The sequence below is a fragment of the Vibrio ordalii ATCC 33509 genome, from assembly GCA_000257205.1.
Taxonomy (GTDB): domain Bacteria; phylum Pseudomonadota; class Gammaproteobacteria; order Enterobacterales; family Vibrionaceae; genus Vibrio; species Vibrio ordalii.
The window spans coordinates 1-25,541 of the sequence record AEZC01000093.1; the positions used below are offsets into that span (position 1 = coordinate 1).

Consider the following 25,541-nt stretch of genomic DNA (forward strand, 5'->3'; position numbering starts at 1 on the left):
CGATCGTGTTCCTTCCTAGTTATGATTCGTCTTGAGTCACATATAGCTCAAGACGCGCCAGAAATTGCTATTTTATGCGCCAACTCTCATCAGCGCAATAGATTCGTTATTAAACAAATAACAGTTAACCACGTTCTGCAATGATTGCTTCTGCAACATTTTTTGGCACATCAGCGTACTCTGCAAACTCCATGGAGTAAGAGGCGCGACCCTGAGTGGCAGACCGTAAGTCTGTTGCATAACCAAACATTTCCGATAGAGGGACTCTAGCATGGATAATCTTAAGGCCTGCATGGCCTTCATCCATACCTTCAATCATGCCGCGACGACGGTTTAAGTCACCCACAACATCACCCATCCAATCTTCTGGAGTAGTTACTTCAACTTTCATCATTGGTTCAAGAAGAACAGGCTGCGCTTCTAAAGCACCTTTCTTGAACGCCATCGAACCAGCAATCTTAAACGCCATCTCGCTTGAGTCGACATCATGATATGAACCATCGAATAATGTCGCTTTCACATCCAGAATCGGATAACCAGCTAACACACCGTTGTTCATTTGCTCTTCGATACCTTTCGCAACCGAGCTGATGTATTCCTTAGGAATCACACCACCAACGATTTCGTCGACAAAGACAAAGCCTTCACCGAGTTCCGCAGGTTCAATCTTAAGCCAAACGTGACCATATTGACCACGACCACCAGATTGACGAACGAACTTGCCTTCTACTTCCGCTTTTCCACGGATAGTTTCGCGGTAAGCCACTTGTGGTTTACCCACGTTACAGTCGACACTGAACTCACGCTTCATGCGATCAACAATGATGTCTAGGTGAAGCTCACCCATACCAGAGATCAACGTTTGACCTGTTTCCTTATCGGTTTCGACACGGAAAGATGGGTCTTCTGCCGCCAGTTTACCTAGCGCAATACCCATTTTTTCTTGGTCAGCTTTAGAGCGAGGCTCTACCGCAATTTGAATCACTGGCTCAGGGAATTCCATGCGCTCAAGAACCACTTTGTGGTCTGGGTTACATAGCGTATCGCCTGTCGTGACATCTTTTAAGCCGATCGCAGCCGCAATATCGCCAGCACGAACTTCTTTAATCTCTTCACGTTTGTTGGCATGCATCTGTACGATACGACCAAAACGTTCTTTTTTCTGTTTCACTGAGTTGTAAACGGCATCGCCAGAGTTCACCACACCAGAGTAAACACGCATGAAAGTCAATGTCCCAACAAATGGGTCAGTGGCAATCTTAAATGCAAGTGCCGAGAAAGGTTCGTTGTCGTCAGCGTGACGTTCTACTTCGTTCTCGTTTTCATCCACGCCTTTAATGGCTGGTACATCTACCGGTGAAGGCAAATACTCAACAACCGCATCCAATACCGCCTGTACGCCTTTATTTTTAAAGGCACTACCACAAGTGGCCAATACGATTTCATTGTTAATGGTACGAGTGCGTAGCGCTTGTTTGATTTCCGCTTCTGTCAGCTCGCCGTCTTCAAGATACTTTTCCATTAACTCTTCACTAGCTTCCGCTGCCGCTTCTACTAGGTTGTTGTGCCATTCTTCGGCCAACTCAAGCATATCTTCTGGAATGTCTTCGTAAGTAAACGTCATGCCTTGATCGGCTTCATTCCAGTTGATGGCTTTCATCTTGATAAGGTCGATGACACCTTTGAACTCTTCTTCCGCGCCAATATTTAATTGAATAGGAACAGGAGTCGCACCAAGACGATGTTTAATTTGGTTTACAACGCGTAAAAAGTCTGCGCCAGCACGGTCCATTTTATTAACGAACACCATGCGAGGAACACCGTATTTGTCAGCTTGACGCCATACAGTTTCAGACTGGGGTTCAACACCAGATGAGCCACAGAATACAACCACTGCACCATCAAGCACACGAAGTGAACGCTCTACTTCAATTGTAAAGTCAACGTGTCCTGGGGTATCAATGATGTTTACGCGATGATCTTGGAACTGTGCTTCCATACCACGCCAGAAGGTTGTCGTAGCAGCAGAAGTGATAGTGATACCACGTTCTTGCTCCTGCTCCATCCAGTCCATGGTTGCTGCACCATCGTGAACTTCGCCGATTTTGTGCGAAAGGCCAGTGTAGAACAGAATACGCTCAGTAGTGGTTGTTTTGCCTGCATCTACGTGAGCACAGATACCGATGTTGCGGTAGCGCTCAATAGGAGTTTTCCGAGCCACGATTGTATCCTCTTACTAAGGTAATCCTTAGAGTATGAAAATGTGCTGCGAGAGAACCTCGCAGCACAGAAGGTATTACCAGCGGTAATGAGCGAATGCTTTGTTCGCTTCTGCCATACGGTGAACGTCTTCACGTTTCTTAACAGCAGTACCTTTATTTTCTGACGCGTCTAGCATTTCAGAAGCTAGGCGAGCAGCCATAGATTTTTCACCACGCTTACGCGCAGCATCAACTACCCAACGCATAGCAAGTGCGTTACGGCGAACCGGACGTACTTCTACTGGCACTTGGTAAGTTGAACCACCCACGCGGCGAGATTTAACTTCAACCGCTGGACGTACGTTTTCAAGAGCTTCTTCAAATACAGCTAAGTGACCTTTGCCAGATTTCTCAGCCATAGTGTCTAGTGCAGTGTAAACAATTTTCTCTGCAGTAGATTTTTTACCGTCAACCATAAGAATGTTAACGAATTTTGCCAGCAGTTCAGACTTGAACTTTGGATCTGGAAGGATCTTACGCTGACCAATAACGCGACGACGTGGCATGGATATTCTCCGTTGTCTTTTTCAGGTTATCCAAAACTTTTCAGTTTCTTCAAAAATTAAATAATTTAGTGTTTGGCCTTACTTAACGGAAATCCATTAAGATTTAGGACGTTTCACACCGTATTTAGAACGAGCTTGTTTACGGTCGTTTACGCCTGCACAGTCAAGTGCACCACGGATTGTGTGGTAACGCACACCTGGAAGGTCTTTTACACGACCACCACGGATAAGAACAACTGAGTGCTCTTGAAGGTTGTGACCTTCACCGCCGATGTACGAAGTCACTTCGAAGCCGTTCGTTAGACGAACACGACATACTTTACGAAGTGCTGAGTTAGGTTTTTTAGGTGTAGTAGTGTAAACACGTGTACATACACCACGTTTTTGTGGGCACGCTTCTAGTGCTGGCACGTTGCTTTTAACAACTTGCTTTACACGAGGATTGCGGACCAACTGGTTAATAGTTGCCATTAACTAGCTCCTGAATTTACTTAAAGTAAGCTTTGTGAAAAATCTAGTCCCTAGTGCACTTAGTACAAATAGGGACGCAAAATTCTATGCAGCAGTGAGAGGTGTGTCAAGAAATATACAGATCTTTTTTAACCACCATAAGTAAAGGGTGGGTAATAGAGGGGTAATAGCGACAAGAAAATCTACCAAGTTATTGATTTTTCATGATTAGTAGTAAGTTCAACCAAACCAGAGAAATCCACTTTGGTAATTTGTACTGAGCAGAGATCCTGCACCCCGCGCGCGCAGAGATCCTCAAGTAAGACATAAACCCTGTTCAGATCGTTGAGTAGTAAAAAAGAGCCCGCACTAGGGTTACTCATATACACCGCTTCTTCAACCAAGATAATACTATCCTCAGCCAAACAATAACGCTGCGCTAAGGCCAGTTTTGCCGTGTCTTTTACAATATGCAGCATAGGTATACCTTAGAAAGTTAGTACTTGATCGCACTCGTGAAGTAACTGAGCGATTTGCTGAGACGATTTTTTTTCAACATCGATTACCCATTGAGCCGATGCTAACCCCAACTCTTCAACGCTTTGCTCACACAGATAAAGGTGTTCAATATCGTATAACTCAAGCAGTTTAAACGCACTGATGTAGTCACGGCTAAGCAGTTGTTGCGGTGATTGGTTGGCAACGATTTGCGTCACCCCAAACCCAACAAAAAAGAGCGAGATCGCATCACAATAGGCAGAGGCTGCCAGTACAGCATCCAGCCCTTCTCTTCCAGCCGAACTAGAATGAGGCGAAGAATGAAAAACAAAACCGATTTTTTTCAAAACTGTACCACTCGATCTTGAGTCAATAACGCTTCAGCCAAACTTCCTAACCCAGTTTGTGCAAAACCTTGTGCCAAATTATGCGCAGTGAGCTGGTGTTGCTGAGCTTCATTTTCACTGATAATGCCACGACGCAACGCTGCAGCAACACAGGTTTCTAAGCGTACATGGTGTTCAGTAGACAGCTTCTGCCATGCTTTCACAAGATCAAACTCATCGTTCGCAGGCGCGGTGATCGCAGAGCCATTGAAAACACCATCTTGATAAAAAAATACTTGCTTGAGTGAATGCCCTTTTTCTAGCAATGCACAGGCAAACAGATAAGCACTACGCGCTGCCTGTGTGCCATACACTGAGCCATTGACCAATAATGTGTAACTCAATACTGGCTCCACTAACATTCATCTCCGGTCTTGCGTTGGCGAATGTAGAGATAGACAGTATGTTTAGAGATATTGAGCCGATCAGCTACGCGGTTAATCGCATCTTTGATGTCAAAAATGCCTTTGTCATACAGCTCCATCACGATCTGACGGTTCTTGGTATTGTTAGACACTGATTTATCGGCATTGATCTCTTCGATGGTACGCTCTACCGTCTGATCCACCAGCTCTTCTACATCACTGGCAAAGTTAACCGACGAGGCGGCTTCCTGAGCTTCCTGAGTCGGCATGAATGATTGCAGAACTTGTGAGAACGGAGCATCTAAATTGACGTTGATACAAAGTAAGCCAATGACTCGGTTATCACCATTACGAATCGCGACCGTAATCGATTTCATCAACACACCACCCTTGGCGCGAGAGAAATAAGAGCGTGAGAAATTACGCTGCGATCCTTCAATATCTTTCAGCATACACAGTGCAAGATCGGTGATCGGGGAACCAACTTGGCGGCCCGTATTTTCACCATTGGCAATTTTAATCGCCGAGGTATTGAGATCTTCTAATGAGTGCAAAACGATCTCACAAAAAGGGCCAATCAGGCTGGCGATACCGTCAACCACAGCTTCATAAGATCGAAGAATGATTTTATCGTGATCACTAAATGGCATCACGTGCACGGATTCCATTTCAAGCAACATATCCGCGTTTAGAGTTTCTGTCGTTGTCACTGTTATCTAGCCTTAGAGCGAAAAATCAACAAATTGACGTAAGTTTATCAGAAAATTTTAATCGAAAACTCTGTTAAGTCACTAACAAGTGATTTAGGACAACTAATTCGTGAGTCGTTAGAGACAGAAAAGGCCTGATTCATCAGGCCTTTGAGCTGGTTACAACGGTTCAACAATGGCTGATATTATTTAGCTGCATCGCTACCGTTATCAATTTTTAGTAACTCCACTTCAAACACAAGTGTTGAGTTTGCTGGAATAGTCGGCGTATCTTGCTCACCGTAAGCCAGTTGCGGCGGGATAACAAACTTGTATTTTGCTCCCACTTGCATCAGTTGCACACCTTCTGTCCAACCAGGAATAACCCGATTGAGTGGGAATGTCGCTGGCTCACCACGATCATACGAGCTATCAAATTGAGTACCGTCAGCCAGTGTCCCTTTGTAATGCACTTGAACGGTATCGGTCTCTTTTGGTGACTCACCTTTTGCTGGCGTCAGTACTTGGTACAGTAAACCAGATTCAGTTTTCTTTACGCCATCTTGTTTTTCAAATTCAGCGCGGAATTCATCACCAGCTTTTTCTGCAGCAGCCGCTTTTTCAGCGGCTTTCGCTTGCATGGTTTCAGAAACGCGTTTATCTAGAGCTTCTAGCGCTGCGCGTGTCTCTTCTTCACTCAACTCAGCATTGCCCGCGAAGACATGTTCAATCCCTTTTAGAACCAGATCTTTATTCAGATTGATACCAATTTCGGCTGGTTTTTCAATGCTGGTGCTGAGGTAATTTGCAAAAGAGACGCCAATCGCGTAAGCCGCTTTGTCATCTTCTGTTTTAAAGTGAACCGTTTTTCCCGCTTCCGTTTGTACTTGTTCTGCTGCAGGTGCTGCTTCAGTTTTCGGGGCTTCATCTTTCTGGCAGCCAACTGCAAGCATGACGGTTGCCGCAAGCAGTGACACTTTAAACAATGATTTCATTTATTTCTCCAATTTGTAGGCAAACCTTTTGTTATTACGCACAAATTTCGTTGAAAAACTGGTGCGCTAAACAGAGTTGTACCAATATAGCGATATGTTGATAGATTGTCTTTACACTCAAAGCGGATAATTAGACTTGATGCGAATAATTTCTCATTCAATCCTAGGTTGCATTGTCATCTTGATGTTAAATGGCTGTTTTTTCTCTAACAGCGATGTACAACGTTGGGATATAGAACCAAACGGTTCGACCAGTTTCGGTTTAAGCCGTGATGGTCGTTTTGCGCTACTTTATTCCAAACAAAGACAACTCGTTCTATGGGATCTTGAACAAAACAAAACCTTAGCCGAATTGGGACCTCAAGACCCACAAGCCAATACCGTTTCTCATATTCGACTCTCCGATAATGGCCGTTTTGCCGTGACCGCTAGCCAAATTAACTTTGCCGTATGGGACTTAGGTTGGACACAGGCTCAAGGTTTGTGGTCCATCTCCGATGGGCTGATCCGAGACATTGACATTGCCAATAACGGAAAACAAGTTCTGCTCGGTTTATCCAATGGTAAAGCGATTTACGTCGATTTAGTCACTGGGCGCCGGCTAGAGTTCCTTGCTCATCGAGAAAAAGTGAATTCTGTCGCCCTATCGCCCAATGGCCGCTTTGCTCTGACGGGAGGTAATGATTATTTTGCCTACCTTTGGGATACGCAAAGTGGGCAAATTTTACGATCGTTTGAACATGAGCAGCGGGTGAATCGAGTAGCGCTGCAGCGAGAGGGAAAATTAGCCTTTACCTCCGATGGTGGTAATCAATCCATTATTTGGGATCTCGCCTCGGGTAAGGAACAGGCGAAATTGCGCAGTTTTTCACGACAATTGATCTTCTCTACGGCGCGTTTTTCCGATGATGGCACATTACTGGTCACTGGTAATCCATCTAGCCAAGTCGCGGTATGGGATACTCAAAGTGGTAAAAAACAGCAAGGATTTGAAGTAGAACCGCTAAAAGATGCTCGCCCACCCGCAGCGGTGGTGTATGATGCGGCCTTTGACCACCAGCAACGAATTATTACCGGAAGCTCTGCAGGTATTGCTCAAGCTTGGAAACTCGACGATTAGTTATGAACGATAAGTATATTCAGCAATTAGAACAGCGTGTTAGTGACTTGGAATGCCAACTGGCTTTCCAAGAACAAACCATTGATGAACTCAATCAAGCATTATCAACACAGCAGCTAATGTTGACGAAAATGCAAGACCAAATGAAATATGTGGCTGGTAAAGTCAAAAATATGGATGCCTCACATTTAGCGGATCCATCAGAAGAGACTCCACCACCTCACTATTGATAGTGATGATACTGATAGTGATAAACTGATAATAATAAATCGGTTACCGCGCTATTGTGCATCACTATCGTGCGAAGTAGTACGCAATGATGCCCCCTGCAACGACGAGACAACCACCGATGCGGCGCAGTTGATGATCGGGCTGCTGTCTGAGCTCCGACACCATCTTTCTCCAGCCATTAGGGGCGATTAACGGTCCAATACCTTCTGCAATTAACACCAGCCCCACAGCAAGCCAGATTGAATTCGACATAGTACCTTCTCTCTTAAAGCCAATAAACGACAAAGGCTCCCTGAAGGAGCCTTTGAATAAACAACGGTCAATTATTTCGTTGTCAAACCTTTGGTGTTATTCATGTACTTGAAGAAATCACTCTTAGGATCAAGCACCAAGATATCACTCTTCTCGCTAAATGATTTCTCATAGGCTTTCAGCGAGCGTAAGAACCCATAAAACTCAGGATCTTTACTGTACACATCCGAGTAAATCTTCGCTGCTTTAGCATCAGCATCACCGCGAGTTACGCGAGCCGTTTTATCCGCTTCCGCTAAGATAGTCGCCACTTCAAGTTCAGCTTGAGCGCGAATGACTTCGGCTTTTTCACGACCTTGAGAGCGGTGTTTACGAGCGACTGACTCACGTTCAGCACGCATACGACGATAGATAGACTCACTGATCTCATCTGGAAGGTTAATTTTCTTAATACGGAAATCAACCACTCTCACGCCCAAATCTTTCAGTGCACCTTTACGTGTATCTTCCAACACATTTTCCATCACTTGGTCACGCTGACCATCGATTTCCAATGCTTGTTTGGCAGCCTCAGTCGTGACGACTTCATCATCAGCACTTTCCGGCAAGACATCTTTATTACGTGGGCCTGAAACAATTTGCTTGATTTCACGAGAACCGATTTCAGAACGCAGAATGTCTGTCACTTTACGCTCTAACAGTGCTTGTGCCGTCAACGAATTGCCACCACCCGTTGCCAAGTAGTATTGACCAAAGTCTTCAATACGCCATTTGACATAGGTATCGATGATCACATCTTTTTTCTCTGAAGTCACGAAACGGTCAGAGCGACCATCCATTGTTTGGATGCGCGCATCTAACGTTCTTACTCGATCAAACAGTGGCATTTTAAAATGCAAACCCGGTTCGTAGATTCGAGCAATTTCATTGTTATCTTTCAGAATACGACCGAAACGGACAACAATACCGCGCTCACCTTCAGGAATCACAAACAGCGACATCAATACCAGTGCAATCACTAATACTGGGATCATTAACTTACGCATTACTAGTATCTCCCTTGACGTGTATTGCTAGAGCGAGACGGTGTATTACCTGTATCACTGCTGGTTGGTGAATCAAGCTCTATCTGATCATAGGTTGATGATGATTTATCTTGACGTTTGGTGTCATTCTTACTCTCTTGGCCTGTAATTCGATCCAACGGTAGATAAAGCATATTGCCACTGGATTCTGAATCAATTAGCACTTTAGATGTGTTTGAATACACCTCTTCCATGGTATCTAGGTAGAGACGATTACGTGTCACGTCTGGCGCGGCTTGATACTCAGGGAGCAGTTTTTCAAACTGTGCCACTTGACCCAATGCTTCGTTAATCGTGCGCTCTGTATAACCTTGCGCTTCTTTCTTCAAACGTTCTGCTCGGCCTGTTGCTTTAGGCAGAATTTCGTTCTTATACGCTTCAGACTCACGAATAAAACGCTCTTCATCTTCTCGCGCCGCAATCGCATCATCGAAAGCGTCCTTCACTTGCTCTGGTGGACGAGCCGACTGGAAGTTGACATCGACAATCATTAAGCCCATATCATAGCTATCAATGATTTGATTCAAGGTCGTTTGGGTACTTTGGCGAATTTGCTGACGGCCACTGGTTAAGATGCTGTCCATCAAAGAATCACCCACCACGGCACGTAATGCTGAATCGGTTGCTTGGCGTAAGCTATCGTCAGCATTAGTCACACGATACAAGTACTTGTATGGATCAGACACGCGATATTGTACATCCATGCCAACGGTGACCACGTTTTCATCTTTGGTCAACATCAAACCCGATGCACGCAGTGAGCGAATCGCTTGTACATTAACGGCCGTCACCTCATCAACAAAGCGAGGACGCCAGTTCAAACCCGGGTCAACGATGCGATCATACTTACCTAAGCGCAGCACGACACCACGCTCAGCTTCACCAATCGTATAGAAACCAGAAAAGAACCACACCGCAACGGCGATTGCAGCAATGACTCCAAAGCCAATTGCGCTACCACCAGAGAATGAAGGGCCTTTGCCGCCTTTACCACCAAATCGTCCACCCAGTTTTTGGCTCAGTTTATTGAAAACCTCATCCAAATCTGGCGGTCCTTGATCACGGCCACCTTTATTTTTGTCACCACGATTATTACCCCAAGGGTCATTATCGCGGCCATTGTTGCCGTTGTTATTACCGGGCTCATTCCACGCCATTAGAAAGCTCCATCATTTGATATGACGTTATACTGTAGCAGTCCTTTAAGTAACTATAAAGTCACGCAAAACTGCTTCTTCTCTTTTTTCTAGTCTAAACCAATCAACTTGCTGCATACGAATGTTAATCAACAAATTACCATCTGGATCATATTCTTCTTGTTGAATACATTTCATTTGTGAAAATGCACTACGAATGCGACCTTGGTGCAGTGGTGGAATACACAATTGATATTGAATGACTTGACTCGCTAATCGCTCTGTCAATGCTTCGAAAAGCAGATCAATACCCTGTCCATCCATGGCTGATAACCACACGGTTCTCGGTATTCCCTCATCATCTTTTTCGATGCGAGGTTGTTGGCCTTCTAGATTATCGATCTTGTTCATGACGACAAGCGTTGGCACCTCATGGGCGTCAATCTCTTCTAATACGTCATGAACGGCTTTGATATTCTCACGAAAACGCTCATCACTGGCATCAACAACATGTAACAAAATGTCAGCTTCTTGAGTTTCTTGTAACGTGGCTTTAAATGCTGCGACTAAATCGTGCGGCAGATGACGAATAAATCCTACGGTGTCAGCGAGAACGGCAGTACCAACGTCCGCTAATTCGATTTTCCGCAAGGTAGGATCTAGGGTTGCAAACAGTTGATCGGCTGCATAAACCCCAGCTTCAGTAATGCGATTAAATAACGTTGATTTCCCCGCATTGGTATAACCCACTAGCGATATGGTGGGAATCTCAGCTCGATTTCGAGCTCGGCGTCCTTGTTCTCGCTGCTTAGCGACTTTCTCTAAGCGGCGTAATATCGCTTTAATACGTTCACGCAATAAACGTCTGTCGGTTTCTAGCTGCGTTTCACCAGGCCCACGTAAGCCTATACCGCCTTTTTGTCGCTCAAGGTGCGTCCAACCACGAATTAATCGCGTAGAGATATGGCGCAGTTGTGCCAGCTCTACTTGCAACTTCCCTTCATGGGTTCGTGCTCGTTGGGCAAAAATATCGAGGATGAGACCAGTACGGTCAATCACTCGACATTGGCATAGTTGCTCAAGATTACGTTCTTGGGCAGGAGAAAGGGCGTGGTTGAAGATCACCACATCCGCTTCAACAAGTTGAACCGCATGCGCTATCTCTTGGGCTTTACCTTCACCGACATAATATTTAGGGTGTGGAGTTTGACGGCTGCCAGTAATAATTTGCAGTGTCGACACTCCAGCAGAAGAAACCAGCATTTCACACTCGCTGAGATCATCCCACTCACCCTTTTGCGTGAAGTTGATATGAACAAGTACCGCTCGCTCACCGGCTTCGTAACGGTCAAACAAGCAACCAACTCCTTTGTAAGTAAATAATACTAATCAGAGAATTACTCTTCTGATTTGTCTGATGGACGATCAGACCCGGTGCGTGGCTCAGCAGTGTGGTGGCTCACTGCACGTGCAGGAACAACCGTTGAAATCGCATGCTTATACACCATTTGATTGACTGTGTTTTTCAGTAAGATCACAAATTGATCAAAGGATTCAATCTGACCTTGAAGCTTAATTCCGTTCACAAGGTAGATGGATACTGGAATGCGCTCACGACGTAGTGCATTTAAGAATGGGTATTGTAGAGATTGCCCCTTAGCCATTTTATTTTCCTTATTTGTATTTTGTTGTAGTTATTTAGCTAGTGGTGTACTGCATTATTGGTGCGGCCTTTGCATCTGAGCTAAATGAATAAAAACCCCGTTGCTACTTGTTATGATGGCGATAATACCAAATATCAAGTAACGGATCCTTTACAGGGTACATCACGCAAAAGCGATCACATTATACACAGCTAACTCCATCAGATGCTATGGCATTTGAGAGAGTTTCTACTGCATGATCAATGTTTTCGCTATCTAACCAAGTTAAATCATCCCAGCTGCGTAACCAGGTGATCTGACGCTTGGCCAATTGACGGGTTGCACAGATTCCACGATATACCGCTTCCTCTAACGTACAATTCCCATCCAAATAGTCCCACATCTGTCGATAACCAACACAGCGAATCGATGGCAAATCCGGATGAAGATCGTTTCGAGCATAAAGTGCTTTCATTTCTTCTTCAAATCCAGCTTCGATCATCTTTTCAAACCTGAGTTCGATTCGACGGTGGAGCTCAGCCCTTTCCTTGGGAGCTATAGCAAACTGCTTAACTCGAAATGGCAGGCTTTCACCTTTCGTTTGAGTTAACTCTGTAAGAGTTTTACCTGAAATTCGGTAAACTTCCAATGCTCGTGACAATCTTTGTGGATCATTGGGATGAATTCTTGCCGCCGAAACTGGATCAATCGTTTGTAATTGATCGTGTAACTGACCCCAACCATGCGCCAAAGCCTCTTGCTCAATTTGTTGCCGTATCTCAGGGTTAGCCGCAGGAAGTGGCGAAAGCCCTTCAAGTAGAGCCTTGTAATACAACATAGTTCCCCCAACGAGCAGAGGAATTTTACCTTGCGCGGTAATATCATGCATTGCAAGTAATGCATCGCGACGAAAATCCGCCGCCGAATAGGCTTCACTTGGATCCAAAATATCGATCAGACGATGAGGTGCGAGTTCCAGTTCATGCGCATTAGGTTTGGCGGTACCAATATCCATGCCTTTGTAGATCAGCGCCGAGTCGACGCTGATGATTTCCACTGGGTATTTTTGGCGCAAACGAATCGCCAAATCTGTTTTACCTGATGCGGTCGGGCCCATTAAAAACAGAGCCAATGGTTGTGTTTGATTCATCATTCTTTTAATTCGTTATGCCAACAAGGCCGCTATGGTGGTAGAAAAATCAACGGGCCGGACGAAACTTGCATCATGAAGAGGAAGTTGCCCTTGCCAAAGCTGTTCAAGTTCCGAAATCATTTGGATGGCTTCAGACAAAGTGTAGTCACTTTTCACCACAGTGATGTGTTCAGCCAGCCAATCGGCAACAAGATCCGCCGTAATGGGTTCATCATCAGCCGTAAAATTAGCGGACACGTAAGATAGCAGATCTGGGATTAAGTTTTGCAGGTTTTGTTGCCTCAACGGTTGAGGTACGCCCATCACCATGATGCTTGAACCATGACGTTCTTTAAGCTCAATCCCTAGCGTATTCAACATCGGCTGGCAATGCGCTAACGCTTGATGTTCTTGTGCTGAGAGCTTGATGGAGAGCGGCACGAGTAAAGGTTGGCTTTTCAAGAAGCCTTGTTCGGTATGCAATTGGCCGCGAGTTTTCAGCCATGCTCCTTTGATAAGAGAAAGCAATACAACGCCCTGTTTGGACCCCATTAACAGGTACTGCCCTTTGATTACCGCAATAGCTTTACCCAACTGTTCGAGCTGCAGCACTTCACCTTTATCTTGATGTGCGATAGGAGAAAGTTCGACTGCAGAAGCCGGCGGTTGAGTTGCCATCAGCTCTTGATAGATCTTCACTTCTCCGCTCGAAGGTGAGGCCGTTGGCTGGCGCTCAGCTTTCGCCCGAGAAGAAGATGGAGAGCCGTTTTGCTGCCAATGGCTACGCTTTGGCGTTTCAGCTATGCCGTGCGCGGTTGTGCTTTCTCGCTCAGCTTTTCTTGGATAAGCGGGAGTGTTGTCGACAGCTTGCCACAATTGCTCTGGAACGGTGTTATGCCCCTCAGTTTCTTGGCACACACGATCAATTGCCGTGTCATTCTCAATGCGATCCACAGTCGCCGCATCGGGCTGATGAAAAGCCGATGGTTTGAGCTGCGGCTTTTCAATGTGTTTGCTTTCAGCCAGTGCACTACTGAGCGCTTGATAGATAAAATCATGCACTAATCGCGCTTGATGGAAACGCACCTCATGTTTCGCGGGATGGACATTCACATCCACTTGATGGGGATCGAGCTCAATGAAGAGTACATAAGTGGCGAACTGATCGCCTCTCAAGCTGGTTTCATAACTTTGCCGGATAGCATGATTAATCAGCTTGTCACGCATCATCCGCCCATTAACGTAGCAGTATTGCAAATCACTCTGCTGGCGCGCGCCCTCTGGAGTCGTTATCCAACCATGCAAGCGAAGCCCTTGATGTTCCAACTCAATGCTTAGCATATGGCGAACAAAAGCGTTGCCACACACAGCCGCGATTCTTTTTTCCTCTTGAGCGGCCGTTTTAGCCGCTCGATATTGACGCACCATCTTGCCGTTATGGCGCACATTGATGGTGACATCAAACCGGCTCAAAGCAATGCGTTTTAGTAGCTCATCAATGTGAGTAAATTCTGTTTTCTCTGTGCGTAAAAATTTGCGCCGAGCGGGCGTATTAAAAAACAGATCGAGCACTTCGACAGAGGTTCCAATCGGGTGCGCGGTTGGCTGCAACTTAACCGCCATATCTCGACCTTCACTGTATGCTGCCCAAGCTTGTTCTTGCGTGGCTGGACGAGACGTCAATGTAAGCCGAGAGACAGAGCTAATACTCGCGAGCGCTTCTCCGCGAAAACCTAAGCTGACGATCGCCTCTAAATCATCTAAGGTGTGAATTTTAGAAGTTGCATGACGGCTTAAAGCGAGCGCCAATTCCTCTTTTACTATCCCTTGCCCGTTATCTCGCACACGAATAAGCTTCGTACCTCCCTTTTCGATATCGATATCGATACGTGAGGCGCCCGAATCCAAGCTATTTTCCACCAGCTCTTTGACGACGGAAGCCGGCCTTTCAACCACTTCACCTGCGGCAATTTGGTTAGCAAGACGCGCGGGTAGAATCTTAATCGTCATAGTCATTACTACTTATTGGGAATGATCAACACTTGCCCTATGGCGAGCTGATCAGACCGAAGTTGGTTTACTTGGCGAATACTATTCAGACTCACTTGATATTGGCTGGCAATTTTGCTCAAAAACTCACCTTTTTCAACTTTATGCTTACGCAGCGGCTTATCCTTCAAACTCACGGTTATCTTCAGTTTCTGCCCCAGCGTTAAGGTGTCTGAACGCAAGTTATTCTCGCGTTTAATCGCATCCACACTCACTTTATAGGTGCTCGCTATCTTGCCCAAATACTCGCCAGATTTCACCACATGCGTAACAATTTCCGTTTCTACTGGGTTGCTGACCACAGGGACACGAATCGGAGCTGACGTGGCCGGAATCGTTAAGATTTGACCAATCGACAAATTGGCATTTTTTAGTTTGTTGGTTGCGATTAATGCTTGAGTCGAGGTGCCATATTTATTAGCGATAACCGAGAGTGATTCGCCACGCTGCACTTTGTGCTTTTGTGTTTTACCGCGATTAGCAAACAGAGTGCCCTCGGGTGGATTTTCTTCAAAATACTGGACGATGGCGGTTGCCAATGCGCGAGCCAATTTATCCTGATGCGAGCGCTGAAATAGCAATTGTTCCTCAGTAGGGTTAGAAATAAAACCCGTTTCAACCAACACCGAAGGAATATCGGGCGACTTAAGTACCGCTAAACTGGCATTAACTGGCTCCGCTTTATGTAGGTGGGCTACTTTCCCCATCTCTCGTAATAGATGAGTTGCCACTTTATAACCCTCTTTTTGCGAGTGGCTAAATTGCAGATCAAGCAAAGTTTGGCTGACGTTTCGATCACTATTGTTTTTTGCCAGCACTTCACCAGCCCCACCTAACAGTTCTGATTGCTGTTCGTGGTTCTCAACCCAGCGAGCAATTTCCGTATTCGCACGCTTGGTATTTAACACAAACACTGAGCCGCCTCTGGGCTGAGGAGTATGAAACGCATCGGCGTGAATCGAGACAAGCAAGTGTGACTTATTACGACGCGCAATTTCAGAACGTTTATTGAGATTGACAAAATAATCGCCACTGCGTGTCATGACCGCCTTCATTCCCGGAACGGCGTTAATTTGATCCGCGATTTTCTTAGAGATACTTAAAGTGGCATTTTTTTCATATTTTTTGGTCGGGCCAATCGAACCGGGATCTTCTCCACCATGACCCGCATCAATAGCCACCACAATATCCTCGGTTCCTAATAACTGCGAAGCATCGCGACTGACTTTAGTTTGGCTGGCTGGTTTTACTGTCGCCTTGCCACTATCCAAATTGTGGGGTAAATCAACCACCAAACGATGCCCATACTGACCACCCGGCGTTGGCGCAAGTTTAAACGGCTGAGGGTTCACTTTACGCTGTAACTCAAACACCAAGCGATACGTCCCTTTCTCTGGTGGCGAGCTATTGCGAATTTGTTTGAGAACAGGACTCTCCGTGACTTTAAGCGGCAATTTTGTATTAAGCGTGGTGTTTTTTAAATCCACCACCAAACGCTCGGGGCTGCTTAAGGTGAAATAGCTATAATCTGCTTCAGTTTTGAGATCGATAACCACTCGAGTTTCATCTGGAGAAGGCCAAACGCGCACGCCTTCTAATGCATTCGCGTGCGTCGTTGAAGTAAATAAAGCACAGCCCCAAACCGCAAGCGATAGAGTTATCGTTCGTAACAAATGGATGATGTTCAACATAACTCCAACTGACTCAATAATGAAGATCCATAAGGGCTGTTTGCACTCAGAAAAGCTTGCCTTTGTTCGCCATCGTAACGTAGCTCAACATCAATATCTGCGGTTGGAAGTAGACCGCTGCCTTTTTCTGGCCACTCAACAAGGCAGATCGCATCCGGTGTGAAATAGTCACGAATACCCATAAATTCCAACTCTTCCGGATCGGCCAAGCGATAAAGATCAAAATGGTATACTTGCCAATCGGCTAGTTGATAAGGTTCAACTAAGGTATAAGTCGGGCTCTTGACGTTGCCAACATGGCCTAATGCGCGGATGAAGCCACGGCTGAAGGTTGTTTTTCCAGCACCGAGATCACCATGCAAATAAAGCGTGGTTTGCGCAGAGCATCGCTTAGCCAAAGCTGCGCCTAATTTTACCGTTTGCTGTTCGTCTTTTAAGGTAAAGATCTTAGTACTCATGAATTACCGCTCTCAAGTGTCGAAAATTGACTATATAAAAATCAAAAGAACTCGAATAGTAAACTGGGTTGGAATTGAGAGACAAGCTCTCTTCTGTAAGTAAAAGGAAAAAACTCGCTTTTTATGTCAGTTTAATCCACATCACAGGCGATCATTTCCTAGATCCTCAATAAAGGATCCGTTAAGATCCTCGCCCCTTTTTGCAACGAGCTCATCGATAATGGACTACCAAGTACTGGCAGACAAAATTAAAATCTGGGCACGTGAACTTGGCTTCGAAAAGGTCGGGATCTGCGATATCGATCTCAGTGAGCACGAAGAGCCTTTGCAGAAATGGTTGGATGCTGGATTTCACGGTGAAATGGACTGGATGGCGCGCCATGGCATGATGCGAGCTAGGCCACATGAACTCCTTCCCGGCACCGTCCGTGTGATCAGCGCACGCATGAATTACTTACCCCCAGATGCTCGGTTTGCCAGTGATTTGAATAATCCCAATTACGCTTATATCAGCCGCTACGCTCTGGGGCGTGACTACCATAAACTGGTACGCAACCAGCTCAAAAAACTCGGCGAAAAGATTGAACAAGAAGTGGGGGCACTCGGTTATCGCCCTTTTGTCGACTCCGCACCAATACTAGAGCGGCCTTTAGCACAAAAAGCTGGGCTTGGTTGGACTGGCAAGCATTCGCTTATCCTTGATAAAGAGAGTGGTTCTTGGTTTTTTCTTGGCGAACTACTGATTGATTTACCGCTGCCGGTCGATACACCAAGCAGTAATCAATGTGGCAAATGCACTGCCTGCATCACCTCATGCCCTACACAAGCCATAGTGGAAGAGGGTGTTGTTGATGCTCGCCGATGCATCTCCTACCTCACCATAGAATATGATGGCGTAATTGCTGAAGAGTTTCGCAAGGCAATGGGTAACCGCATTTACGGCTGTGATGATTGCCAGTTGGTCTGCCCTTGGAATCGCTTTTCCGACCTCACTCAACAAAGTGATTTTCATCGCCGTCAAGCACTGGATGAACCAGACTTAGTTGAACTGTTTGCTTGGGATGAGGCCACCTTCTTACGTTATATGGAAGGTTCGGCTATTCGCCGCATTGGCCACCAGCAATGGTTACGCAACCTTTCTATCGCTCTAGGCAACGCTCCATACTCACAACGCATCGTCACTGCACTCAATATGAGACTAGGATTATCAGATTTATTGGATGAGCATATACATTGGGCGCTGGTAGAACAACAACGAAAATCAGCGGAACCTGAAAATAGCCATTCGAGCAATAAGCAACAGCGCTTAATTCGAATTGTAGAAAAAGGGCTACCGCGTGATGCGTAAAAATGAGGCGGTTACATAACTTCTAAGCACAGAGTTTGATGTGTATCTCAAAACACCAATATGTGGACAAAATTTTAAACACAACGCTGTTTTCTATAACTAAAAAAAGTTAGCCACATCTGAAATTAATGATAAGGATCAAAGATCTTGACATTAATGATCATATCCCGCCTTATTAAAAGGGCAGAAAACAAACAAATAAACAAATAAAAACAAACACTTAAAACAAGAACCAACAAACCTAGTAATCGAATTATATTCAAAGATCTTTTGTTTACTATTCTGAAATATCCGCTAAAAGCACTTTATTCACCAAGTTATCCACATTTTATTTTTGTGGATAACTCTGTTAATGAATAGCAATAAATGACGACGAACAGCTAGATTCTACAGAGGCTAACCTGTGTATTGAAATTCAGTATGTAACTTATCAAGACGGCAATAAATCCGCTTAGAACTGCAGATTATTTTTACTTTAGGGAGTCATGCTTCACAGCATTAAAGAAAGAGCATAAACCAAATACTGGTTTGAGTTCAGAGAATACTCTGAAATAAGCTGGGGCGACACTCGAAGCTGACTCTTTAAACAAGCAGTCGTTACCTCAACCTTGGTGAGACTGCGTTCTACCAACTGAGCTAGTATCGCAATGATTAATCGCATTCACGCTTAATCTGAATTTGGTTGCGGGGGCCGGATTTGAACCGACGACCTTCGGGTTATGAGCCCGACGAGCTACCAAGCTGCTCCACCCCGCGTCCGTATTGTGTCACCGTTAAGTACGATGAAAACTTACACTCTCTAACAAGAGAATTTGGAGCGACACACGAGGTTCGCTTTCTTTAAATAAAAAGGCGTGACCTCAACCTTAGCTAGGTTGCGTGGCGCTATTCTTTTCTTCGAAAAGAATTTGGAGCGACACACGAGGTTCACTTTCTTTAAACAAAGAGGCGTGACCTCAACCTTAACTAGGCTGTGCAGCGCTATTCTTTTCTTCGAAAAGAATTTGGAGCGACACACGAGGTTCGAACTCGTGACCTCAACCTTGGCAAGGTTGCGCTCTACCAACTGAGCTAGTGTCGCAATGATTAATCGTATTTACGCTTAATCTGAAATTTGGTTGCGGGGGCTGGATTTGAACCAACGACCTTCGGGTTATGAGCCCGACGAGCTACCAAGCTGCTCCACCCCGCGTCCGTATTGTGTCACCGTTAAGTACGATGAAAACTTACACTCTCTAACAAGAGAATTTGGAGCGACACACGAGGTTCACTTTCTTTAAACAAAGAGGCGTGACCTCAACCTTAACTAGGTTGTGCGGCGCTATTCTTTTCTTCGAAAAGAATTTGGAGCGACACACGAGGTTCGAACTCGTGACCTCAACCTTGGCAAGGTTGCGCTCTACCAACTGAGCTAGTGTCGCATTCACAACGTTTCCGTTGTTCAGGGCTGCGAATTATAAGAGCATTTTCTTATGATGCAAGCCCTTACTGGCAAAAAATTCTTTTTTTTTTTTTTGACGAAAAAGAACGCAAATATGGCGTATTAATCACAAAAACTGGTTAACACGCCATCAGCAAAAAATGCCGTTCTGAAAATTAAATACTGAATATGGTCTTACGGTAGTACTGAAGCTCAGCAATAGACTCACGAATATCATCTAAAGCCAGGTGGCTACCTTGCTTAGAAAAGCCATCCAATACTTCTGGCTTCCAACGGCGAGTCAGCTCTTTTAGCGTACTGACATCCACATAACGGTAATGGAAGTAGGCTTCCAGCTCAGGCATATGTTTATAAAGAAAGCGGCGATCTTGCCCAATACTGTTGCCACAAATCGGAGATTTACCTTTAGGCACCCACTTTTCCAAAAACGTAATGGTCTGTTCAACCGCTTCTTGTTGTGTCACTGAGTCATGACGTACTCGCTCGACCAAACCGCTTTTGGTATGTGTGGTGGTGCACCATTCATCCATTTTAGCCAATTCAGCTTCTGATTGATGAACAGCCAACACTGGGCCTTCAGCCAAAATGTTCAACTCACTATCAGTCACAATGGTGGCAATCTCGATAATTTTGTGAGTTTCAGGGTCTAATCCTGTCATCTCAAGATCAACCCAAATCAAGTTTTGATCGCTAAAAGACATAAATACGTTGCCTATATTGGTTTGCAGATAAAAAGGGTACTATACCCAAATTCAGATCCCCAAGATACCTTTGGACATTGGATCCAAACGGTATGATTTTGAGTAAAATCTCAACCTTGGATCAAAACGTATCATAATCATGAAGTAGATAATCGTGGCAAAGAAAAAGAAGCTGACGAAAGGTCAAGTACGACGCGTTCGTAATAATCAGAGTAAACGACTCAAAAAAGAGGACACAGTTTCGTGGGATGAAGCCATGCTAGGCACCGCAAAAACTGGGTTAGTGATTACTCGTTTTGGCCAACATGCCGATGTTGAAGATTTAGAGACTCACACCATCCACCGCTGTAATTTACGCCGAGGCATTGAAACGCTGGTCTCGGGAGATCGTGTTATTTGGCGACCTGGACTCGAATCGATGGCAGGAATCTCTGGCGTTGTCGAAGCGGTTGAACCGCGCAAATCGGTTCTGACTCGTCCAGATTATTACGACGGTTTGAAACCAGTAGCGGCAAACATTGATCAGATGGTGATTGTGTCATCCGTACTGCCGGAACTGTCACTCAATATCATCGACCGTTATTTGATCGCTTCAGAAACCGTGAATATTGCGCCGCTAGTGGTACTGAATAAGATTGATTTACTCAGCGATGAACTGCGTAACCAATATCAAGAGTCGTTACGTGTGTACGAACGCATTGGCTACAAAGTGCTTTTTGTCAGCAAAAAAAGCGGTGAAGGGATTGCTGAGTTAGAAGCGGAACTTAGCGGACGGATCAACATATTTGTTGGTCAATCTGGTGTCGGTAAATCCAGCCTAGTGAACGCATTAATGCCAAATTTGGAAGATGAAATTGAAGAAGGTGAAGTTTCTCAAGCATCTGGACTTGGTCAGCATACCACCACTGCGGCTCGCTTGTATCATATCCCTACAGGCGGTGATTTGATCGACTCGCCGGGAGTGCGTGAATTTGGTTTATGGCACTTGGAAGCTGAAGCGATCACTGAAGCCTTTGTCGAATTTCGTCCCTTCTTAGGCGGCTGTAAGTTTAGAGACTGTAAACACGCTGACGATCCGGGTTGCTTATTACGTGAAGCGGTAGAAAAAGGTGATATTAGTAACACGCGCTTTGAGAACTACCACCGAATTTTAGAAAGCATGTCGGAAAACAAAGCCAACCGCCAATATTCGCGTAACAAAAAAGCGGATTTATAAATAGCATCGAGTCTTACCCCGGCAAATGTCCGCAGACTTGATCGATAAATTTTTTATCTGTCGCCATCGAATAATCCGTAAGCAATGGTGACTAACTGCTGACATGGTGAGAGTTTTTCAGTAACATCTCGCGCCCAAAGTGAAGAACATACCGTTAACATTGGAATCAGAGACAATGGATAAAATTAAAGTTGGACTGCAATACTGGATCCCACAACATGGCTTAACACGCCTGATGGGTAAACTCGCATCAGCGAAAGCTGGCGGTCTAACCACTGCAGTCATTCGTTGGTTTATTAAACAATATAATGTCAACATGGATGAATCTCTGCATTCAGATCCTAGCCATTTCAAAACATTCAATGAATTCTTTGTTCGTGAATTGAAAGCCGATGCTCGGCCAATCAGTGATGGTGATAGCTTAATCACCCATCCGGCCGATGCCTGCGTTAGTCAATTCGGGCCGATTCAAGATGGCAAGCTTATCCAAGCGAAAGGCCACCATTTTACAGCGGTAGAATTGCTCGGTGGTGATGCCAAGCTGGCGCAAGAGTTTGAAGATGGCGAATTTGCCACGCTTTATTTATCACCTCGCGACTACCACCGCGTACACATGCCTTGCGATGGCGTGTTACGTCAAATGATTTATGTACCGGGCGATCTTTTCTCGGTTAACCCACTAACCGCCGAAAATGTACCGAACCTGTTTGCTCGCAATGAGCGCGTGGTGTGTATTTTTGATACTGAGTTTGGCCCAATGGCACAAGTGCTTGTCGGAGCGACCATTGTTGGCAGTATTGAGCTAGTTTGGTCAGGGACTGTCACGCCTCCGCGCGGCAATACCGTTTATCGCTGGGATTATCCAGCCCAAGGCAATACCTCTGTTGTACTGAAAAAAGGACAAGAGATGGGTCGATTTAAGCTAGGCTCAACGGTGATCAACCTGTTTGCAAAAGATAAAATTCGCTTTGATGAGTCTATGCAACACAATGCTACAACGGTTATGGGTACTCCATACGCACAGCAACGTTAATCGCCATCTCTTAATGTTCCCTGCAAAATGCGTTAGCTCTGCATGTTCAGAGCTAACGCCTCTAGATATTTCGCTTTTTTTCTTTATTGATAAAAAACAAAGCTGCTGCATATTCCTTCGCTAAAACTCAAAATTTCAAGCCGCGTCTAAGACCTTAATTCACATATCATTTACGCTAGTTACTTCAAGTTAAGCTAATGAAGGTCATGTGATATGCCTACCATGAATACGGGAATGCTGATAAAGCTTGCGATCTGCTTTTTGCTGCCCATCGGTGTTTTACTGATGCCCATTGATGTAATACCGATTGATGACTTAACCTTAATTCAACATCGATTACTGGCTATTTTTTTATTGGCTGCTCTGCTTTGGGTATTGGAGCCAGTTCCTGTATTTGCCACCTCCATTTTGATCATTGCGCTCGAATTGGTGATGATTTCAGATAAAGGCTTGCATCTCTTTCGTTCGCCCCCCGCTGGGCATGATATCGGCGAGTTAATGAAGTACACCGATATTTTCAGCGCTTTCTCTTCACCGATTATTATCTTGTTCATGGGCGGCTTTGCACTGGCGATTGCTGCTTCTAAATATGAACTGGACAACAACTTAGCCCGAGTTTTACTCAAACCTTTTGGTACTCAACCCCGCTTTATTATGCTGGGGATAATGTTGATCACTGCGGTATTTTCTATGTTTATGTCCAATACCGCGACTACTGTGATGATGCTGGCACTGCTCGGACCGATCGTCGCTTCCGCTCCAAAAGGGGATTTAGGCATCAAAGCCTTAGTGCTCTGCATTCCGATTGCAGCGAACACCGGTGGTATTGCCACGCCTATCGGTACGCCACCCAATGCGATCGCGCTGCAATATCTCACCGGAAGCAATAGCATTGATTTCTTTTCTTGGATGATGATGGGCTTGCCGTTTGTGATTATTCAGCTCACGTTAGCTTGGTTTTTGCTACAAAAACTGTTCCCCTCTTCAGAAAAACAGATGGTGCTGAAACTAAACGGAACATTCCAAAAAAATTGGCGTGCAATCGTGGTCTACATTACTTTTGCTGCCACCATAGTGCTGTGGATGACCACCTCTCTACACGGCATGAACACCTATGTGGTATCTATTATTCCTTTGGCGGTTTTTACACTCACCGGCATTATGGGCAAAGAGGAACTGAAACAGATCAACTGGGACGTCTTGTGGCTAGTGGCTGGTGGGATAGCGATTGGCATTGGGCTAGATAAAACAGGGCTCGCTTCAGCATTAGCTCACGCTATTGATTACAGTTCTCTATCGCCTATCTCGGTCGTCATCACCCTGTCGCTCGTTTGTTGGCTCATGGCAAACTTCATGTCCAATACCGCGACCGCTAACTTACTCATGCCGATCGCCGCCGCGATTGGCACATCCATGGAAAGCTTGGCCAGTATTGGTGGTATACAAAGTTTGTTAGTGGTTGTCGCCTTTTCTGCCTCACTGGGTATGATTTTACCTGTCTCAACACCGCCGAACTCACTGGCCTATTCTACCGGGCTTATTGAGAGTAAAGACATGGCCAAAACAGGTCTGATTATTGGCGTTGTTGGCTTGTGCATTGTCTATGCTGCCGCGCTATTACTGACCTAACCTCTGGTGACTGCGGCTTGTATTGGGAGTCACTGTAAAGCTATCAGCCAAACTCAGCAGAGCAGCCACAGCGCTCATGAAATGCATTTATCAGCAGAAGCCATGCGTAACGATATTCGCCGCTTCAAAGTATAAATCCTCTTGGCTTGCCTCTTTTAATCACATTGAGGCAAGCCCATAAATTCCCTTTGTTTTCCCCTAGCGCTTAAGGCATATTGAGATCCTTCCCTCGTTCAAGGATGCTGACATGGGCTACGAATGGCTCGCGCTTGCTGCCGCGTTTCTTTGGGCAGTAGCCAGTTTACTGTCTGTTACTCCCGCTCGCCATTTAGGAACCTTTGCTTATAGCCGTTGGCGCATGGGCTGTACTTCTCTCATTTTAGTGAGTATGGCGCTGGCAACTGGCGGCTGGGCAACAGTCAACAGCGAGATGGTGACACCCATGATGTATTCGGGGTTGATTGGCATATTCATTGGCGATACGGCGCTGTTTGCATGTTTAAATCGCATGGGGCCAAGACAATCCGGTTTACTCTTTTCCTGCCATGCCGTTTTTTCGGCCATTCTTGGCTATTTTTTATTCAGCGAAAGCATGAGCCATGCAGAGCTAATGGGAGCGACTTTTGTCTTTTCAGGCGTTCTAACGGCCATCTTTTTTGGCCGCCGAGGGCAAAATCATAATGCATTGGAAGCAATTAAAGGCCGAGTATGGGTTGGCATTGCACTTGACCTTATCGCAGCGCTATGCCAAGCATTGGGTGGGATCATCGCCAAACCTGTGATGCAAACGGGGGTCGACCCCATCGCCGCTTCCGCGATTCGAATGCTCACCGCCTTCACCGCACACTGCTTACTGTTGGCTACTGGTGCAAAATTAGCACGCGCCACTCAAGCCATTACGCTGCCCATTTTTACCATTACCGCTATCAACGGTTTTCTTGCGATGGCGGTAGGGATGACGTTAATTCTCTACGCACTGCGTGAAGGCAACGTGGGTATGGTGGCCCTGCTCTCCTCAACCACGCCCATCATGTTGTTGCCTATTTTATGGATGTATACCAAACAGCGGCCCAACCGATTCGCTTGGTGCGGCGCACTGTTTGCCGTACTTGGGACGGGAATTTTAGTTTATTAAATGGCGCTAAAAAGGCACCGATGTTGATCAATAGGCTACCTTTATAGGCATTGATAGGGAGAATCATTGATCTTAACCTACTGCAATCGCT

The 25,541-nt window shown here is 45.4% G+C and carries 25 protein-coding genes and 4 tRNA genes; 7 read left to right on the forward strand and 22 right to left on the reverse strand.

The features are described from left to right. Positions 1–124 precede the first annotated feature (124 nt). The 8 genes from fusA to fkpA form a co-directional block, all read right to left on the reverse strand. The gene (gene fusA / locus VOR_RS0106610; protein ID WP_010318928.1) at positions 125–2,221 is read right to left on the reverse strand and encodes an elongation factor G; all 2,097 of its coding nucleotides are present in this window, start codon (positions 2,219–2,221) and stop codon (positions 125–127) included. Positions 2,222–2,296: 75 nt separating this feature from the next. Then, a complete protein-coding gene (gene rpsG, locus VOR_RS0106615) occupies positions 2,297–2,767 on the reverse strand; it encodes a 30S ribosomal protein S7 (protein WP_010318929.1) in 471 nt (156 codons plus the stop codon). Positions 2,768–2,863: 96 nt separating this feature from the next. Next, on the reverse strand, positions 2,864–3,238 hold the full coding sequence (rpsL, locus tag VOR_RS0106620) for a 30S ribosomal protein S12 (RefSeq protein WP_010318930.1): 375 nt from the start codon (positions 3,236–3,238) through the stop codon (positions 2,864–2,866). Between the two features lie 182 nt (positions 3,239–3,420). Continuing rightward, complete coding sequence (gene tusB, locus VOR_RS0106625; RefSeq protein WP_010318931.1) at positions 3,421–3,696, reverse strand: sulfurtransferase complex subunit TusB; 276 nt, start codon at positions 3,694–3,696, stop codon at positions 3,421–3,423. Between the two features lie 9 nt (positions 3,697–3,705). Then, entirely contained in the window at positions 3,706–4,062 is a 357-nt protein-coding gene (gene tusC, locus VOR_RS0106630; protein WP_010318932.1) for a sulfurtransferase complex subunit TusC, read from the reverse strand. Next, positions 4,059–4,463: a sulfurtransferase complex subunit TusD gene (gene tusD, locus VOR_RS0106635; protein WP_010318933.1), complete on the reverse strand. Its 405-nt coding sequence runs from the start codon at positions 4,461–4,463 to the stop codon at positions 4,059–4,061. The genes tusC and tusD overlap by 4 nt, the downstream gene beginning before the upstream one ends. Then, a complete protein-coding gene (locus VOR_RS0106640; protein WP_010318934.1) occupies positions 4,457–5,176 on the reverse strand; it encodes a helix-turn-helix transcriptional regulator in 720 nt (239 codons plus the stop codon). Before VOR_RS0106640 ends, tusD begins: the two co-directional genes overlap by 7 nt. Positions 5,177–5,361: 185 nt before the next feature. Further along, positions 5,362–6,150 carry an FKBP-type peptidyl-prolyl cis-trans isomerase gene (gene fkpA, locus VOR_RS0106645; protein ID WP_010318935.1) on the reverse strand — a complete coding sequence of 263 codons (789 nt, stop codon included), beginning with the start codon at positions 6,148–6,150 and terminating at the stop codon, positions 5,362–5,364. Positions 6,151–6,289: 139 nt separating this feature from the next. Here fkpA and VOR_RS0106650 point away from each other — a divergent pair, with 139 nt between their 5' ends. Next, positions 6,290–7,270, forward strand: a complete 981-nt coding sequence (locus VOR_RS0106650) for a WD40 repeat domain-containing protein (protein ID WP_029626959.1) — start codon at positions 6,290–6,292, stop codon at positions 7,268–7,270. Positions 7,271–7,272: 2 nt separating this feature from the next. Then, positions 7,273–7,500 carry a SlyX family protein gene (locus VOR_RS0106655; protein WP_010318937.1) on the forward strand — a complete coding sequence of 76 codons (228 nt, stop codon included), beginning with the start codon at positions 7,273–7,275 and terminating at the stop codon, positions 7,498–7,500. A gap of 64 nt (positions 7,501–7,564) precedes the next feature. Here VOR_RS0106655 and VOR_RS0106660 read toward each other — a convergent pair whose 3' ends face one another. From VOR_RS0106660 to tsaE, 9 genes are all read right to left on the reverse strand, one after another. Beyond that, positions 7,565–7,753, reverse strand: a complete 189-nt coding sequence (locus VOR_RS0106660) for a DUF2065 domain-containing protein (RefSeq protein WP_010318938.1) — start codon at positions 7,751–7,753, stop codon at positions 7,565–7,567. Positions 7,754–7,824: 71 nt separating this feature from the next. Continuing rightward, on the reverse strand, positions 7,825–8,799 hold the full coding sequence (gene hflC / locus VOR_RS0106665) for a protease modulator HflC (protein WP_010318939.1): 975 nt from the start codon (positions 8,797–8,799) through the stop codon (positions 7,825–7,827). A gap of 2 nt (positions 8,800–8,801) precedes the next feature. Further along, positions 8,802–9,995: an FtsH protease activity modulator HflK gene (gene hflK / locus VOR_RS0106670; protein WP_010318940.1), complete on the reverse strand. Its 1,194-nt coding sequence runs from the start codon at positions 9,993–9,995 to the stop codon at positions 8,802–8,804. Between the two features lie 45 nt (positions 9,996–10,040). Beyond that, positions 10,041–11,330 carry a ribosome rescue GTPase HflX gene (gene hflX, locus VOR_RS0106675; protein ID WP_010318941.1) on the reverse strand — a complete coding sequence of 430 codons (1,290 nt, stop codon included), beginning with the start codon at positions 11,328–11,330 and terminating at the stop codon, positions 10,041–10,043. Between the two features lie 41 nt (positions 11,331–11,371). Then, the gene (gene hfq / locus VOR_RS0106680; RefSeq protein ID WP_010318942.1) at positions 11,372–11,638 is read right to left on the reverse strand and encodes an RNA chaperone Hfq; all 267 of its coding nucleotides are present in this window, start codon (positions 11,636–11,638) and stop codon (positions 11,372–11,374) included. A gap of 181 nt (positions 11,639–11,819) precedes the next feature. Continuing rightward, positions 11,820–12,767 (reverse strand): tRNA (adenosine(37)-N6)-dimethylallyltransferase MiaA, encoded by a 948-nt coding sequence (gene miaA, locus VOR_RS0106685; protein WP_010318943.1) that lies wholly within the window; start codon positions 12,765–12,767, stop codon positions 11,820–11,822. A gap of 15 nt (positions 12,768–12,782) precedes the next feature. Continuing rightward, positions 12,783–14,765, reverse strand: a complete 1,983-nt coding sequence (mutL, locus tag VOR_RS0106690; protein ID WP_029626960.1) for a DNA mismatch repair endonuclease MutL — start codon at positions 14,763–14,765, stop codon at positions 12,783–12,785. 2 nt (positions 14,766–14,767) lie between these two features. Continuing rightward, positions 14,768–16,489 (reverse strand): N-acetylmuramoyl-L-alanine amidase, encoded by a 1,722-nt coding sequence (locus VOR_RS0106695; RefSeq protein ID WP_010318945.1) that lies wholly within the window; start codon positions 16,487–16,489, stop codon positions 14,768–14,770. Next, positions 16,483–16,947: a tRNA (adenosine(37)-N6)-threonylcarbamoyltransferase complex ATPase subunit type 1 TsaE gene (gene tsaE, locus VOR_RS0106700; RefSeq protein ID WP_010318946.1), complete on the reverse strand. Its 465-nt coding sequence runs from the start codon at positions 16,945–16,947 to the stop codon at positions 16,483–16,485. The genes VOR_RS0106695 and tsaE overlap by 7 nt, the downstream gene beginning before the upstream one ends. 220 nt (positions 16,948–17,167) lie before the next feature. On the opposite strand from tsaE, the gene queG reads away from it, so the two are divergent. Then, entirely contained in the window at positions 17,168–18,295 is a 1,128-nt protein-coding gene (gene queG, locus VOR_RS0106705; RefSeq protein WP_010318947.1) for a tRNA epoxyqueuosine(34) reductase QueG, read from the forward strand. Between the two features lie 679 nt (positions 18,296–18,974). On the opposite strand, the gene VOR_RS0106710 is transcribed toward queG, so the two are convergent. The 5 genes from VOR_RS0106710 to orn form a co-directional block, all read right to left on the reverse strand. Next, positions 18,975–19,051, reverse strand: a tRNA-Met gene (locus VOR_RS0106710). Positions 19,052–19,300: 249 nt separating this feature from the next. Next, a tRNA-Gly gene (locus VOR_RS0106715) sits at positions 19,301–19,376 on the reverse strand. A gap of 34 nt (positions 19,377–19,410) precedes the next feature. Continuing rightward, a tRNA-Met gene (locus VOR_RS0106720) sits at positions 19,411–19,487 on the reverse strand. Positions 19,488–19,640: 153 nt separating this feature from the next. Continuing rightward, positions 19,641–19,716: transfer RNA gene (locus VOR_RS0106725), tRNA-Gly, on the reverse strand. 175 nt (positions 19,717–19,891) lie between these two features. Next, the gene (gene orn, locus VOR_RS0106730; protein WP_010318948.1) at positions 19,892–20,437 is read right to left on the reverse strand and encodes an oligoribonuclease; all 546 of its coding nucleotides are present in this window, start codon (positions 20,435–20,437) and stop codon (positions 19,892–19,894) included. Between the two features lie 154 nt (positions 20,438–20,591). On the opposite strand from orn, the gene rsgA reads away from it, so the two are divergent. The 4 genes from rsgA to VOR_RS0106750 all read left to right on the forward strand — a co-directional run bounded on the left by rsgA (position 20,592) and on the right by VOR_RS0106750 (position 25,450). After that, positions 20,592–21,653: a small ribosomal subunit biogenesis GTPase RsgA gene (gene rsgA / locus VOR_RS0106735; RefSeq protein ID WP_010318949.1), complete on the forward strand. Its 1,062-nt coding sequence runs from the start codon at positions 20,592–20,594 to the stop codon at positions 21,651–21,653. Between the two features lie 175 nt (positions 21,654–21,828). After that, positions 21,829–22,686 (forward strand): archaetidylserine decarboxylase, encoded by an 858-nt coding sequence (gene asd / locus VOR_RS0106740; protein WP_010318950.1) that lies wholly within the window; start codon positions 21,829–21,831, stop codon positions 22,684–22,686. A gap of 213 nt (positions 22,687–22,899) precedes the next feature. Further along, the gene (locus tag VOR_RS0106745; protein WP_010318951.1) at positions 22,900–24,315 is read left to right on the forward strand and encodes an SLC13 family permease; all 1,416 of its coding nucleotides are present in this window, start codon (positions 22,900–22,902) and stop codon (positions 24,313–24,315) included. A 247-nt stretch (positions 24,316–24,562) separates the two neighbouring features. Then, a complete protein-coding gene (locus VOR_RS0106750) occupies positions 24,563–25,450 on the forward strand; it encodes a DMT family transporter (protein WP_010318952.1) in 888 nt (295 codons plus the stop codon). Positions 25,451–25,541: the final 91 nt, after the last annotated feature.

Coding starts and splice junctions, on each gene's coding strand:
- rpsG (WP_010318929.1), bottom strand. CDS start 2,767: ATGCCACGTCGTCGCGTTATTGGTCAGCGTAAGATCCTTCCAGATCCA.
- rpsL (WP_010318930.1), bottom strand. CDS start 3,238: ATGGCAACTATTAACCAGTTGGTCCGCAATCCTCGTGTAAAGCAAGTT.
- tusB (WP_010318931.1), bottom strand. CDS start 3,696: ATGCTGCATATTGTAAAAGACACGGCAAAACTGGCCTTAGCGCAGCGT.
- tusD (WP_010318933.1), bottom strand. CDS start 4,463: ATGTTAGTGGAGCCAGTATTGAGTTACACATTATTGGTCAATGGCTCA.
- fkpA (WP_010318935.1), bottom strand. CDS start 6,150: ATGAAATCATTGTTTAAAGTGTCACTGCTTGCGGCAACCGTCATGCTT.
- VOR_RS0106650 (WP_029626959.1), top strand. CDS start 6,290: ATGCGAATAATTTCTCATTCAATCCTAGGTTGCATTGTCATCTTGATG.
- VOR_RS0106655 (WP_010318937.1), top strand. CDS start 7,273: ATGAACGATAAGTATATTCAGCAATTAGAACAGCGTGTTAGTGACTTG.
- VOR_RS0106660 (WP_010318938.1), bottom strand. CDS start 7,753: ATGTCGAATTCAATCTGGCTTGCTGTGGGGCTGGTGTTAATTGCAGAA.
- hflC (WP_010318939.1), bottom strand. CDS start 8,799: ATGCGTAAGTTAATGATCCCAGTATTAGTGATTGCACTGGTATTGATG.
- hflK (WP_010318940.1), bottom strand. CDS start 9,995: ATGGCGTGGAATGAGCCCGGTAATAACAACGGCAACAATGGCCGCGAT.
- hfq (WP_010318942.1), bottom strand. CDS start 11,638: ATGGCTAAGGGGCAATCTCTACAATACCCATTCTTAAATGCACTACGT.
- miaA (WP_010318943.1), bottom strand. CDS start 12,767: ATGAATCAAACACAACCATTGGCTCTGTTTTTAATGGGCCCGACCGCA.
- mutL (WP_029626960.1), bottom strand. CDS start 14,765: ATGACTATGACGATTAAGATTCTACCCGCGCGTCTTGCTAACCAAATT.
- VOR_RS0106695 (WP_010318945.1), bottom strand. CDS start 16,489: ATGTTGAACATCATCCATTTGTTACGAACGATAACTCTATCGCTTGCG.
- tsaE (WP_010318946.1), bottom strand. CDS start 16,947: ATGAGTACTAAGATCTTTACCTTAAAAGACGAACAGCAAACGGTAAAA.
- queG (WP_010318947.1), top strand. CDS start 17,168: ATGGACTACCAAGTACTGGCAGACAAAATTAAAATCTGGGCACGTGAA.
- orn (WP_010318948.1), bottom strand. CDS start 20,437: ATGTCTTTTAGCGATCAAAACTTGATTTGGGTTGATCTTGAGATGACA.
- asd (WP_010318950.1), top strand. CDS start 21,829: ATGGATAAAATTAAAGTTGGACTGCAATACTGGATCCCACAACATGGC.
- VOR_RS0106745 (WP_010318951.1), top strand. CDS start 22,900: ATGCCTACCATGAATACGGGAATGCTGATAAAGCTTGCGATCTGCTTT.
- VOR_RS0106750 (WP_010318952.1), top strand. CDS start 24,563: ATGGGCTACGAATGGCTCGCGCTTGCTGCCGCGTTTCTTTGGGCAGTA.